Consider the following 13,395-nt stretch of genomic DNA (forward strand, 5'->3'; position numbering starts at 1 on the left):
TGCCGCAGCCACCGCATTCGTCCCGGCGTTGGCGGCCGAGACTGCTGCCCCGCTGGCAGCCAGCGCCGCGTCGCCCGCCGCCTTCGAGGCGTCGGCCGCCTTGCGCGCGTCCGTCGCGACCTTGCGCGCCGTTGCGGCGGCCTGGCGGGCCGCCTCGGCCTTGTTCGCATCGGTTGCCGCCGCAGCGGCAGCGCCGAAGGCCTTGGATGCCGCCTGACCGGCGAGGGTAGCTGCCGAGGCGGCCCGGGCTGCGGCGTTCGAGGCGAGTCGGGCGGCGTTGTTCGCTGCCTTCGCCGCACTGACCGCCGTCCGCGCCGCGTCCGCCGCGCGTGCCGCCGCGTCGGCTGCCCGGGCCGCAGCCCGTGAGGCTCGCTCGGCGGAATTCTGTGCGGCCTGGGTCTCGGCCTTCGCGCGCTCAGCGGCCTCCTTGGCCAGCCGGGACGCTTCCACCGCCTGGGCCGAGGCGATCTTGGCAGCCGCGGTCTCCTCGGCCGCGAGCTCACCCGCCTCCTTGGCGCGGCTCACCAACAGAGACAGCGAGCTGACCTCCTGGTCGCGGGCCCGCGCCACGTTCTGCCCGGAGATGAGGAACTCGCGCAGGTCCTGACCCGTACCGCCGTTGAGGGCCTGCTGGGCGGCCTCCCGCACGTACGGGCCACCAGCGGACATGATCTGGGCGACTCGAATGCGGTCGTCGAGGGTCCGGGCCTGGTCCAGCCCGAGGTAGAAGAACGTGAGGATGTCCTGGTCGCTGCCGTTCAGTGCGGCCTGGCCGGCGGCCTTGACCTGCGGCCCGCTGGCGGTGATGACCTGACCCACCTTGATCCGCAGGTCGATGTTCAATGGTTCCTTGTAGCCACTGTCGAGGAAGGCTCGGACGTTGTCGGGGGAACCGGCCAGGGCAGTCTCGGCGGCGGCGCGAAGGGTGCTGCCGCCGGCCGCCTGATATTGCGCCACCTGGACCCGGTCGTCGTGTGCGCGAGCGGCTGCCAGCCCGGTGTCCAGGAAGGCCCGCAGGTCGGCGTCCGAGCCGGTCAACGCCAGCTCGGCGGCACGTGCGACCTCCGGGCCGCCGGTCAGCAGAAGGTCGACGCAGCGTTGCCGGTCGGCCGGAGTCGGTGGGTCGGCGTGCGCTGGTGCGGCGAACATTCCGCCCGCCACGGTCAGCACGACGGCAGCCGTCAGGGCTCGCCGCACCACCCGTCTCAAGGAATTCCTCAATGCACTTCCCCCGTTCACGAATGCCCATGCGTCTATTTGCACATGGCTACCCGAGGCTAGGTGAGGGCGGTGCGGTCTGCGGACCCGTGACGGCATATACAACCTTCCGGACTTACGACCCGGATCGCCGCCACCGACGAGCGGTTCCACGCTGGCACGACGCCGTACGCCGTGTGGGGGAAACGCCGCGCCGCCCCGGCGAGGACATCGGCACTCGTGGGACGGCGCGGAATGGTGGTCCTGGTGGCGCTACTGGACATCGCCGCCGTTCGCGGCCTTGACCGCCGCGGCGAGGGCGGTGGCGAGATCGGCCTCGACCGACGGCTTCGTCAGGCCGAGGCTGGTGAGCACACCGGTGCCGTCCTCCTGCTCCAACAGGGCGAGCAGGATGTGCTCGGTGCCGATGTAGTTGTGCCCGAGGCGCAACGCCTCCCGGAACGTCAACTCCAACGCCTTCTTGCCGCGCGCGTCGTACGGGATGAGGTCCGGGACCTGGTCGACCCGCGGCGGCAGGGCGGCGCCGACCGTCTCCCGCACCGCCTCGGGCGTCGCGCCCCGACCGGCCATCACCCTGGCGGCCAGCCCCTCCGGCTCCGCCAGCAGACCCAGCACCAGGTGCTCAGGCCCGATCTCGGCGTTTCCGCCGGCCCGGGCCTCCTCCTGCGAGGCGATCACCACGTTGCGGGCCCGTGGGGTGAACCGGCCGAAGCCGTCGTTCGGGTCGAGCGGTGACCCGTCGGTCGGCTTCGACACGAAGCGCTTCTGGGCCGCCTGCTTACTGACGCCCATGCTGCGGCCGATGTCGGTCCAGGAGGCGCCCGAGCGTCGCGCCTGGTCGACGAAGTGGCCGATCAGGTGATCGGCGATTTCGCCGAGGTGGTCGGCGGCGATGACCGCGTCGGTGAGCTGGTCGAGGGCGTCGGTGTGCGCCTTCTTGATCGCCTGGATCAGGTCGTCGAGCTTGACCGGGTTGCTGATCTGGGTAGGTTCCGTCATACGTCAACCATAGGTTGACGCAGCTTCATCGTCAACCCGGAGTTGACGATCTACCTCCCGTGGTCATGCTCCCAAGTCGGCGTACTCCGGCAGTCGCCGGGCCACCGCCGCTGGTCGGCACCCTGCGGCAACACCACCTGCGGGCGGAACGGCCGCAGGCCGTTCGCGGCCAGCGGCCCGTGCACCGCCGGACCGGCGGCGAAGTGCACCTCGTGACCGGCGTCCCGGGGGGCCATCGCCAGCGGGACCAGCGGATAGGTGTGACCGACGGACGCAAGACTGGCGAAGAGCACGCGCATGACGCCGGACGCTATCCGCCACGCGGGGCGCGTCCGGTGGCGCGTATACGGTGGCTCCGGTCAGGGCGCGGTTCACCGGCGGAAAGGGCGGCCATGCGTCTGCACGTGGGGTGCGCGATGTGGAGCCACCGGTCGTGGCCGGGTCACCGGTTGCCGCCCACCGAGCGCCTGCGGCACTACGGCAGCTGGTGCGACGCCGTGGAGGGCAACACGACGTTCTACGCGACCCCGGCCCGGGACACCGTGGCGTCCTGGGCCGCGCAGACCGAGCCCGGGTTCCGGTTCGTCCTCAAGCTTCCGAAGGTCATCACGCACGAACGGCGGCTCACCGACGTCGGCGAACCGCTGCGCGCCTTCCTGGACGCGATCGAGCCGCTCGGCCCGCGCGCCCACGCTCTCTGGATCCAGTTGCCCGGCACGTTCGGTCCCGCCGACGTCGCGACCCTGACCCGCTTCCTGGCCCAGCTCCCCCGATCACACCGGTACGCGGTGGAGGTGCGTCATCCCGCGTTCTTCACCGACGACCGCTCGACCCGGCTGCTGGAGTCGACCCTCAGCGCCGCGTCCGCCGAGTGGATCCCCTTCGACACCACCGCCTTCTTCGCGAGCCCGCCGACCAGCGACGAAGAGCGGGACGCCTGGACCAAGAAACCCCGGGTGCCGCTGCGGTCGCTGGCGCTCACGGACCGGCCGATCGTCCGCTACCTCGGCCGCGACGACACGACGCGCACGGTCGAGGGGTGGCGACGCTGGGTCGACGTCACCGTGGCCTGGCTGCGGGAGGGTCGCTCACCGACGATGTTCGTCCACACCCCGGACAACGCCGAGGCGCCCGTGCTCGCCCGCCGGTTCCACGACGAGGTACGCGCACGCGTACCCGAGCTGGACGCGCTGCCCGAGCCGATCCCGGTCGAGCCGCTGACGCTGTTCTGACCGGGCGGGTCAGCACTGCTCCCTGTCGAGCAGGTCGTCGAGGTGGGTGGCCGTGCTGATCAGCGAGAGGTGGCTGAACGCCTGCGGGAAGTTGCCGATCTGCTCACCCGTCGGGGCGATCTCCTCGGAGTAGAGGCCCAGCGGGCTGGCGTAGGTGAGCATCTTCTCGAAGGTCAACCGGGCGTCGTCGAGCCGGCCAGCCAGTGCGAGCGCCTGCACGTACCAGAAGGTGCACATGTTGAAGGTGCCCTCGGTGCCGGCGAGGCCGTCCGGGGAGGCCTTCGGGTCGTAGCGGTACACCAGGCTGTCGGACACCAGGCCGGCGTCCATCGCCCGCAGCGTCGACTCCCACATCGGGTCGGTCGGCGAGACGAAGTTCAGTCCGGGCATCGCCAGGAGCGAGGCGTCCAGGATGTCGGACCCGTAGTGCTGCACGAATGCCCCGCACTCCCGGTCGAACCCGCGGGTCATGACCTGCTCGTAGATGGCGTCCCGTTCGGCGGCCCACCGGCCGGTGTCGCCGGGACGCCCTCGGCGGTGCGCGATGCGGATGGCACGGTCGAGCGCGACCCAGGACAGCACCCGCCCGTAGGTGAAGTCCTGCCGGCCGGACCGGGTCTCCCAGATGCCGTCCTCGGGCTGGTTCCAGTGCTCGCAGAGCCAGTCCATCATCCCGGCCGTCTTGCGCCACCCGTCGTACGGCGCGATCAACCCGTTGCGGTCGGCAAGGTCCAGCGAGACGAGCGCCTCGCCGTAGATGTCGAGTTGCAGTTGGCCGGCCGCACCGTTTCCGATCCGCACGGGCGCCGAGCCGCGGTATCCCTCCAGGTGACCCAACACCTCCTCGGAGAGGTCCGGTGAGCCGTCGATCCGGTACATGACCTGAAGGGGCAGGCCGCCGTCCCGGGCCTCGCGGATGCGCTCGTTCAGCCAGAACAGATACCTCTGGGCCTCGTCGGTGAAGCCCAGGCGCAGCAGCGCGTGCACGGAGAAGGACGCGTCCCGGATCCAGGTGTAGCGGTAGTCCCAGTTGCGCTGCCCGCCGATCTGCTCCGGCAACCCGGCGGTCGGTGCGGCGACCAGGGCGCCGGTCGGCGCGTACGTCATCAGCTTGAGCGTCATCGCCGACCGCTCGACCACCTCCCTCCAACGTCCCTTGTAGCGGGATCCACCCACCCACCGCCGCCAGTAGTCGCGGGTCTCGGCGAGCAGGTCGCACGCCTCCTCGGTGGTCATCGCGCGCGGCGCGTGCGGGCAGGCCGTCTCCAGGACGACCCCGCCGATGTCGCCGGCGTGCAACGTGAACGACGCGGACACGCCGTCCGTGTCGCGCCGAATTCCACTCGCGTCGAACTTCCGTTCCACGTCCTTGAAGGCGGCGAGGGTGAGGGTGAGAGTCGGGCTCCGGAAGACGTCGCCTTCGGGGTGCACCTCGAGCTCGTACGAATCTCGGCCGTAGTTGAACCGTGGGTGGCAGTCGAAGCGGAACGTCATGCTTCCCCGCACCATCCGCACCAGCCGGATCAACCGGTGCTGGTCGGTGGCGTTCTCGCCGGTGACGGGCATGAAGTCCAACAGCTCCCCCACGCCGTCGGCGCTGTGGAAGCGGGTGATCAGGATCGGGGTGCCGGGCAGGTAGAGCTGCTTGCTCGTGTAGTTGTCGCCCTCGGGCGTGAGCCGGAAGTGCCCGCCCTTGTCGTGGTCGAGCAGCGCACCGAAGACGCTCGGCGAGTCGAAGCGGGGCGCACAGAACCAGTCGACGGTGCCGTCCTCGCTGATCAGCGCGGCGGTCTGTAGGTCACCGATCAGACCGTGCGCCTCGATCGCCGGATACGTCGCTTCCACGCTGGTCCCCCGCCGCTCGTGATGGCAACGGCGGCGACTACCCGGGGAGGCGGCGTGCTACACGCGACTTCTCCGAACCCGCTGGCCATTGCGGAAGCAAACCTTCCGCAATCGCCGATAACGTCTTCTTCGACGACATCGACGAAGGGACACCTGATGAGCCTGCGAGGATTCGCCACACTCAACATCTGGGCGGACGACGTGGAGGCGGCAACCGCCTGGTACGCGGACTTCCTCGGCGTCGAGGCGTACTTCGTGCGCCCGGGGCCCGACGGACGCCCGGCCTACACCGAGTTCCGGATCGGCGACTACCAGGCCGAGCTGGGCATCATCGACCGCAGGTACGCGCCACCCGGGGCAGCGACGGGCCCCGGCGGCGTGGTCATGCACTGGTGCGTCGACGACCTCGACGCCACCGTCGAGCGACTCCTGGCGCTGGGCGCCACGGAGTACCAGCCGATCACTCCGCACGGCGACGAGGGGTTCGTCACGGCAGCGGTCGTCGACCCGTTCGGCAACGTGCTGGGCGTCATGAAGAACCCGCACTACCTCGACGTCCTCGCGTCTCGCAAGGCGACCTGACGTGGACGTCCTCGCGTCTCGCAAGGCGACCTGACGTGGACGTCCTCGACTTTCCCGACGCGCAGGCGTGGGACGCCTGGCTGACCGCAGAGCACGAGGCGCAGGGCGAGGCGTGGCTGCGGATCGCCAAGCGACACTCCGGGCTGACCACGATCACCATCACGGACGCGCTCGACGTAGCCCTCTGCCACGGCTGGATCGACGGTCAACGCCGGTCACTCGACGACGTGTCGTTCCTCCAGCGATACTCGCGCCGCCGGCCGCGAAGCACGTGGTCGCAGGTCAACGTGGCCAAGGTCGAGGCCCTGGCCACGGCCGGCCGGATGCGGCCGGCCGGGCTCCGGGAGGTCGCGGCCGCCAGGGCCGACGGGCGTTGGGAGGCGGCGTACGAGGCGCAGCGCACCGCCACCGTCCCGGCCGACCTCGTGGAGGCGCTGGCCGGCGACGCTCGCGCACGCGCCGCGTTCGACCAGCTCGGCAGATCCGCCCGGTACGCGGTCATCCTGCCCCTGCTCAGGGCCCGCACCCCGGAGACCCGCGCGAAGGCGATGACCCGGCAGGTCGCGCGGCTGGCGGCTCAGCGGTAGGCGGTGGCCGCCGCAGTCCCGCCGACCTCAGTCCCACTCGTCCCGATCCGACGTGCGCTGCACGAGCGCCATCGCCTCGTCGGTGTCCAGCCCGCTGGCGATGAGCAGGTCGTGGGCGGCCGTGCGGAACTCACCCGCGGCGATCATTCCCGAGTAGCCCAGCCGGTGGGTGTGCGGGCGGGTGGGGTCCGGCGCGGCCTTCCCCTGCGCCTCTCCGACCAGCTCGACAGCGGTCAGGATCTGCTGGCGCGCCTCCTGTGGCTCCGCCCGCTCGGGAGTGGTGGTGTGTCTCAACGTTTGCATGCTGGTGGCCAGCAGCTCGATGGCCGCCACGAACTCCTCCGGTATCGGCTCATCGTCCCGAAGAGCCTTGGCGAGTCTCCTCGCTACGGCCCGACAGCCGTAGAGGCTGCGTTCGAGATATCGGACGGCCTGGGTGTAACGGGCCAGGGACCTGCGTTGGTGCCACCGCAGTGGCGCCAGTCGTACCACCTCCTGGGCAGCCCCGAGTCCCTCGTCCAGCGCGTTCATCCGTGACCCGAGGAGCCGCAGGTTGGTCAGACTCTGCTCGGTGCCGCCAAGGTCACGGCCACGCAGCGCCGCGGCCAGGTTGTGCAGGGCGGCGATGGCTGGGTCGAGGACCGGTTCGGCCAGCCGCTGCACCGTGCGTTGCGGGTGGATGGGCACCAACAGCAGGCCGACCGCCAGACCGATGAGCCCGCCGACCGCGGCGTCGACGAAGCGGGGGACGGACAGCTCACGCACGGGCGGTTCCAGGGTGGCGATCAGCACCGCGGTGCCGCCGGCCTGGGTGAGCAGGGATCCGCCGCCCTTGAGCAGCACGGCGACGATGATCGCCAGCACGACGACCACACCGGTCTGCCACGCGCCGATGCCGAACAGCGGCATGAGCGTGTCACCGACGGCGAGACCCAGGATCACACCGACCAGCAGCTCGACGGTGCGCCGCAGGCGGGTGCCCATCGAGGCGGCCACGATGCCGACCGCTGTGGTGGGCGCGAGGACCGGGGCCGGGTTGTCCAGGAACTGGGCTCCCACGAACCAGGCGAGCGACGCCGCGACGCCGGCCTGCACGGCGAGCAGCCCGAAGAGGCGTACCCGCCAGGCGCGGGTGCGTAGCGCGTGCCGCAGCCGGCCGCGCAGGCCGGCCAGTGTCCGGTCGATCCGGGACGCCCCGCTCGACACCGGGTCGGGGTGGTCTGCCGGCTCCTGCTTCGCGGGCATTCGCGCCGCTTACCCGCCGGAGGCACACCTATCCGGCAGGACCGGATCGCGGGGGCGTGCCTCAGTGGGCGGGATTCGGGGTGTGCGGCAGTTTGCCGAGTTGGCGCCAGTTGGTCTCCGCGACGTCGACGCCGTAGTGCTTGGCGGCGGCGAGGATGTTCTGGAAGGCCTGGTCCCGGTCCTCGTCGGTGACGCCCTGCACCTGGTCGAAGCGGGCGATGGCGTTACGGACGTGACCCGCGTCGGTCATGGGTTCCTTGCGCTCCCTGGGGAACGCGAAGACGGTCTCCGGCAGCTCGCGCTTGTCCTTGCTCGACAGGCCACCGTGCTTCTCGTGGGGTTTCCAGGTGGAGGTCATCGCCCACCATTACCCACTCGCCGTCGGGCAGCACCTCCGCTTTCCGGAGAGAAGCCCTCTCGTCGTACTTTAAAGAAGGTTTAAGAACCTATCGGGTACGGGCGGTGGGCACCTACGCTACGGCGGCTGTGGCCGTCCGGGTCAGCCTGTCGTCTGCTCGTGGGGAGTGACCCGTGTCGTACGCCTCGTCGCACGAATCGGACGCGAGTCCGCCGCCGTCCCGCCACCGCCCGCCAAGCTGGTTCACCCGCACCAGGTTGGGCGTGGCCGCGGGCGCGGCCGTCGCGCTCGTCGTCGCGGCCGGCGGCGTGTACCTGGGCAGCGGTGAGGCGCAGCCGGAGCCGTCGAAGGCGGCCAACGCCCTCGAGGACACGTCGACGTCGGCGACACCGACCGGGCCGCTCGGCGCGTCGTCCTCCGGCTCCGCGACGCCGACGGTTTCGGCGACCCCGTCGACGTCCGCGTCGCCGTCGGCCTCTGCCGCGCCGAAGATTCCCGCCACCGGCTGGGTGCCCGTCGACCGGGCGGCGTGGACGGCGCAGGCCGACGCGTACAAGGCGTTGAAGATCGATCCCGTTCCGGCCGGTGTGGGCAACCTCCCGGAGTTCCGGGCGGACTGCCAGTACAGCCACCGACTGCCGGACGACCCGATCGTCGCCCCCGGCCTCCCGGGGGCCTCACACATGCACTCCTTCGTCGGCAACAAGGCCGTCGACGCGAACACCGTCGCGGGCGACCTGACGAAGTTCACGGCCACCTCGTGCAAGCCCGTCCAGGACCACTCCGCCTACTGGGTGCCCACGCTCTACGACAACGCGACCGGCAAACCGGTCGAGACGACGGGTTTCCGGGTCTACTACCGCTCCCTCGCGAAGAACTCGACCGGTCAGATGCCGATGCCCAACGGCCTGCGCATGATCTCCGGCGACGCCAAGAAGAAGAAGCCGACACCGCGCGGCGCGACCGGCCAGTTCTACTGCGCCTTCTACGGACCCGGCGACCTGGACGGCATCGCCCGCAGCACCAACGGCAACTGGCCCATCTGCGGCGGCGACGCGACGCTGCACTTCATGATGCAGTTCCCGGACTGCTGGGACGGCAAGCACCTGGACAGCCCCAACCACAAGGACCATGTGGCGTACGGCAGCGGCAACGCCTGCCCGAGCAGCCACCCGGTCCGAATCCCGGCGATCACCTTCGACATCCAGTACCCGGCGAAGGGCACCCCGGCGGGCTACTACCTCTCCTCGGACAAGGAGGGTAAGAGCGCCTCGTCGATGCACGGTGACGCCTTCGTCATGTGGGACGTCACCACCATGAACAAGCGCACGAAGAACTGCGTCCTGGGCCGCAGGACCTGCGACAACTACGGTTACCAGAAGTAGCGGCGGTAGACCGGCACTCGCGTTGCCGCCCGGATCGACGCATCGAACGGTGCTGTTACCATCGCCGTGGTGGGCGTGACCCGATCATTCACGGGATCCGGGGGATGTCATGCCCCCTGACGGCCAGGATCCCTACACCGTCCTCGGAGTGACCCGCGAGTCGACGGTCACGGAGATCCGGGAGCGTTACCTCGTTCTCGTGCAGATCTGGCATCCGGACCGACACCAGTCGAGCCCGGCGAGCGTCCGCGACGAGGTCACCCGGCAGATGCAGCAGATCAACGCGGCGTACGAGCACCTGACGGAAAGCCATGCGCGCGAGGCCCACGCACGTCAGGCCCGCGAGCAGCAGGAGCGCGAACGGCAGGCCCGGGCCCGCCAGGACAGTGATCGCCAGGCCAGTGCACGTCAGGCCCGCGAGCGTCAGGATCGCGAACGTCAGGATCGCGAGCGTGCGGCCCGGGAACGACCCGATCCCGAGCGCCAGCGCAAGGAACGCCAGGATCGCGAGCGCGAAACCCGCGAACGCGAGCACCCCAGGGCGCGGTGGACGCATCCAAGATTTGCCATCGTGCGTCGCCAGCGGGGTACGCCGTGGGGCGACACCTCGACTGTCCACCCGATCGCCATCGCTCTTCGCTCCGGCGACACGGGTTACACCCTTCGCGCCTACTTCGACGACCAGCGAACCGAGGCGGCGTTCCCCGGGGCTGAGGAACATCTGCTCCTGTTCCGGTCCATGGCGTCGATGCGTCAGTATCTGAAACGGACCGAGGGCCACGGTTTGGGTGACATACCAGGCTGGGAGGGCCTCCTGGCTCGAATCAACGACCCTGCGGCGGAGCCCGACGACGAACACCGTTACGAGTTCGACCTCGTCCTGCACAGTCTGCGGTTCCCACCGTTCCAGTGGGTCCCGGCACTCTTCATCGCGAGCCGGGACGTCATCCGCGAGATCTCGGAGGCGTTCGACGTTGACCAGGTGCTGGGGCTGCTGACCGTGGGCTCACCCCTGGATGAGCTCGACGACCTGTTCCGGAGCGTGGACAGACCAGTCGCCGGATGGGGAGCGCGTCGCCGACTCGGGTCGCTGGAGGGTTCGCAGGCCAGCACGCTGTGGAGAAAGGCGCTCCGCGGGGTCGAGGAGCGCGTCCGCTGGGTGCGGTGAGGTGGCCCGGGGCCGAGCCGGGTCGGCCCGGCCCCGGTGTGACTGTCAGCTACGCAGACTCCACTGCTGGTTCGCGCCCCCGTTGCAGGACCACAGGATGACCTTCGTGCCGTTGGCCGTGGCGGCGCCGAAGGCGTCGATGCACAACCCGGACTGGACGTTCGTGACGGTGCCATTGGTGTTGACGTTCCACTGCTGGTTGAGCCCGCCATGGCAGTCCCAGATGATGACCGCGGTGCCGTTGGCCGTGCCGTTCCCGGACGCGTCCAGGCACTTGTTGCCGGACGCGGTCAGCTGCTTGCCGGAGGTGTAGGTCCAGCGCTGGTTGGCGCCGGTGGAGCAGTCCCAGAGCTGCACCTGGGTGCCGTTGGTGGTCGTGGAGTTGGGCACGTCCACGCAGCGGCCGGACTGGCCACCCACGAGCTGTCCGTTGCCCGTCCCGCCGCCACCGCCCTGCTGCTGTCGGACGATCGAGGTCGACTCGGCCGACCGGTTGCCCTGTGCGTCGACGACGTAGAGCCGGTACTCGCCCTGAGTCGTCGGCACGGCGATGGACGTGGCGTTGCCGGCCGCCCGGGACATCGTCGCCCCGGCGGTGAAGGTGGTCGTGCCGGACGGAGCCAGCCAGACCGACCTGGTGGCGTCGCCGATGCTCCGGATCGGGATCGACGCCGTGGCACTGGTGACGAACGTGCTGGCCGGCAGCACGTAGTTCGGCGCGGAGAAACTGCTCGCCGGGATGATGTCCCGGTACGCGTCCTCAAGCCCGGAGTTCGCGGCGATGCCGTACGCCGCCGCCGGCCAGACATAGTCGGACGAGACGAGGATGTCGCTGACCGTGCTGTTCGGCAGGAACTTGTTCGAGACCTTGTTGATCGGGCCGTAGATCTGCGTGATGCTCAGGTCGTGCTTCCGACCGAAGTCGTCGGAGTTGATCATCCAGGTGACGTTCTTGTCGATGCTCAGGACGTTGTCGCGGAACGTGATGAACGCCGACCCCTCGTCCGGGTGCAGCCCGTACTTGTGGCCCGACGGCACGCCCTGGAGATAGTTGTTGGTGATCGTGGTCCCCGGCTGACTGCCCAGCGTGTAGATCGGCGCGGTGTCACTCAGCCGCTGCACCGTGTCGATGATGTGGTTGTGGCTGATGGTGTTGTTTCTCGCCGTCGTGGTGGGCCGGTTGGGCACGATCGAGCCCGACGACCCGTCGAAGTTCCACCAGCCCCAGCCGAGGGTGATGCCGGACCACGGGGTCTTCTCGATCCGGTTGCGCTGGATGGTCAGGGTGTCGGCGAAGTACGCCGAGATGGGGCTGTGCCCGTTGAACAGCACGGCACTGTCGTACAGATAGTTGTTCCTGATGTCGATGTTCTTCGGCAGCCCCTCGACCTGCGCGGAGTATTTTTCCCGGTTGGTCGACGTGCCGTCTCCGATGTAGACGTGCTGGGGATGGCCCACGGTGATGGCGGACCCGGCGATGTCGTTGGTGTGGTTGCCGATCAACTGCGTGCCCTGCACGTCGTTGACCATGTTGATCCCGTCGGCGCCGGTGTGCTCGATCCGGTTGCGCTGCAGAAGGATGCCGTCGGCGTTCTGCACCTGGACGATGCCGGGGGTGACGTCCACGTTGCGGTAGTGGTAGACGTGGAAGTTGCCCTTGGCGTACACCTGGGCGCCGAGGTTGCCCTGCTGCGCCTGCTTGAAGGACGAGCCGGCGACGTTGAACAGGTTCCAGTCGGAGTGGCGCACCGTCAGGCCGGAGAACGTGATGTTGCGCGCGTGGTTGGTCGTCGAGGTGCCGGCGACCCGCAGCACGGTGGTCACGTTGTTCGGCGCGTAGACGGTCGCCGTCGACATGTTCTCGGCACTGGCCTTGTAGTAGTAGACGGTCCGGCTGCCCTTGTCGAAGTAGAACTCACCGGGCGTGTCCAGGAACTCGTAGGCGTTCATGAGTTTGTGGGTGCCGCCGACCTGGGCGTTGCCGTTGAACGCGCCCTGGGCGATGGCCGCGCCCGGCTGCTGGAACAGGGCGACCCGGTTCGCGCCGTCGGAAGTCGTGGTCACCTGGCGGACGCCCACGATGGCCGTGGTCCAGGTCGTGCCGGTCTCGATCTCGATGTCGTCCTGGTTTCGGGCGACGGCGGGAAAGTCGGCGAGGCTGTATCTGGCGCCGTCACACTGCGACCCTGACTCCCAGGCCCACGCGGCCTGGCCGGCCGTGATGGCGTATGTGCCGTGACAGCCCGCCGAGCCGATCGTCTTCGAGGCCATGGACGCCCGCTTGTCGTTGACGTAGAGCGCCCGCAGCTTGTTGGCACGGTCGAGCGGGGCCTTCCAGATGTTGCCGCTGTGCTGGGTCCACCCGGTCACCTGGACACCGCCGTCGAGAACCGGCTTCTCGTTGGGGTACGCGCCGTAGATGACCCGGTATCCGTTGGTGCCGGAGTCAGCGGCCCCGAATTCGACGGTGCTGCTGACCGGATAACTGCCACCGCGGAGATACACGTTGATGTCGCCGGTCATGCTCGTATTCACCGTACGAACGACGTCCCGTGCGCGTTCCAGACTTCGAAACGGCGATTGGACCGTTCCCGGATTGGCGTCGTTTCCGTCCGGGGCCACGTAGTAGGTCGCCTGGACTGCGGCCGAGGCCGGCATCTGCTGGGTGAGCACGGCCGGCAGCGTCGCGGCGACGAGTGCCGCGACCGCCAGCAGGGACGTTCGGGCGGTGGATACGGGTGACTTCACGTGCTGTTCCTTTCATTGCCGTCGACAG

12 protein-coding genes are annotated in these 13,395 nt (G+C 69.5%); 5 read left to right on the plus strand and 7 right to left on the minus strand.

Annotated elements, in window-relative coordinates:
• The 3 genes from LADH09A_RS12620 to LADH09A_RS12630 all read right to left on the minus strand — a co-directional run.
• Positions 1 to 1,200 (minus strand): ALF repeat-containing protein (locus LADH09A_RS12620; protein ID WP_238645297.1); only part of this gene is annotated, 1,200 nt, incomplete at its 3' end.
• A 270-nt stretch (positions 1,201 to 1,470) separates the two neighbouring features.
• On the minus strand, positions 1,471 to 2,217 hold the full coding sequence (locus LADH09A_RS12625) for a Clp protease N-terminal domain-containing protein (RefSeq protein ID WP_238645085.1): 747 nt from the start codon (positions 2,215 to 2,217) through the stop codon (positions 1,471 to 1,473).
• A 50-nt stretch (positions 2,218 to 2,267) separates the two neighbouring features.
• Positions 2,268 to 2,516 carry a glycosyltransferase gene (locus tag LADH09A_RS12630; protein ID WP_238645086.1) on the minus strand — a complete coding sequence of 83 codons (249 nt, stop codon included), beginning with the start codon at positions 2,514 to 2,516 and terminating at the stop codon, positions 2,268 to 2,270.
• A gap of 93 nt (positions 2,517 to 2,609) precedes the next feature.
• On the opposite strand from LADH09A_RS12630, the gene LADH09A_RS12635 reads away from it, so the two are divergent.
• The gene (locus LADH09A_RS12635; protein WP_504854034.1) at positions 2,610 to 3,449 is read left to right on the plus strand and encodes a DUF72 domain-containing protein; all 840 of its coding nucleotides are present in this window, start codon (positions 2,610 to 2,612) and stop codon (positions 3,447 to 3,449) included.
• Between the two features lie 9 nt (positions 3,450 to 3,458).
• On the opposite strand, the gene LADH09A_RS12640 is transcribed toward LADH09A_RS12635, so the two are convergent.
• Entirely contained in the window at positions 3,459 to 5,294 is a 1,836-nt protein-coding gene (locus LADH09A_RS12640; protein WP_238645087.1) for a glycoside hydrolase family 15 protein, read from the minus strand.
• A gap of 156 nt (positions 5,295 to 5,450) precedes the next feature.
• On the opposite strand from LADH09A_RS12640, the gene LADH09A_RS12645 reads away from it, so the two are divergent.
• Entirely contained in the window at positions 5,451 to 5,876 is a 426-nt protein-coding gene (locus LADH09A_RS12645; protein ID WP_238645088.1) for a VOC family protein, read from the plus strand.
• A gap of 35 nt (positions 5,877 to 5,911) precedes the next feature.
• Positions 5,912 to 6,463 carry a YdeI/OmpD-associated family protein gene (locus tag LADH09A_RS12650; RefSeq protein WP_238645089.1) on the plus strand — a complete coding sequence of 184 codons (552 nt, stop codon included), beginning with the start codon at positions 5,912 to 5,914 and terminating at the stop codon, positions 6,461 to 6,463.
• Positions 6,464 to 6,490: 27 nt separating this feature from the next.
• On the opposite strand, the gene LADH09A_RS12655 is transcribed toward LADH09A_RS12650, so the two are convergent.
• On the minus strand, positions 6,491 to 7,708 hold the full coding sequence (locus tag LADH09A_RS12655) for an FUSC family protein (protein ID WP_238645090.1): 1,218 nt from the start codon (positions 7,706 to 7,708) through the stop codon (positions 6,491 to 6,493).
• 61 nt (positions 7,709 to 7,769) lie between these two features.
• The gene (locus tag LADH09A_RS12660; protein ID WP_238645091.1) at positions 7,770 to 8,066 is read right to left on the minus strand and encodes a DUF6582 domain-containing protein; all 297 of its coding nucleotides are present in this window, start codon (positions 8,064 to 8,066) and stop codon (positions 7,770 to 7,772) included.
• A 263-nt stretch (positions 8,067 to 8,329) separates the two neighbouring features.
• On the opposite strand from LADH09A_RS12660, the gene LADH09A_RS12665 reads away from it, so the two are divergent.
• Together LADH09A_RS12665 and LADH09A_RS12670 are read left to right on the plus strand one after the other, a co-directional pair.
• The gene (locus LADH09A_RS12665) at positions 8,330 to 9,451 is read left to right on the plus strand and encodes a DUF1996 domain-containing protein (RefSeq protein WP_238645093.1); all 1,122 of its coding nucleotides are present in this window, start codon (positions 8,330 to 8,332) and stop codon (positions 9,449 to 9,451) included.
• Between the two features lie 109 nt (positions 9,452 to 9,560).
• Complete coding sequence (locus LADH09A_RS12670; protein ID WP_274529430.1) at positions 9,561 to 10,619, plus strand: J domain-containing protein; 1,059 nt, start codon at positions 9,561 to 9,563, stop codon at positions 10,617 to 10,619.
• Positions 10,620 to 10,664: 45 nt separating this feature from the next.
• Here the strand turns inward: LADH09A_RS12670 and LADH09A_RS12675 are convergent, their stop codons facing one another.
• Positions 10,665 to 13,367 carry a ricin-type beta-trefoil lectin domain protein gene (locus tag LADH09A_RS12675; protein WP_238645099.1) on the minus strand — a complete coding sequence of 901 codons (2,703 nt, stop codon included), beginning with the start codon at positions 13,365 to 13,367 and terminating at the stop codon, positions 10,665 to 10,667.
• Positions 13,368 to 13,395 lie beyond the last annotated feature (28 nt).

The sequence above is a fragment of the Micromonospora cabrerizensis genome (assembly GCF_022230955.1).
Lineage (GTDB): Bacteria > Actinomycetota > Actinomycetes > Mycobacteriales > Micromonosporaceae > Micromonospora > Micromonospora cabrerizensis.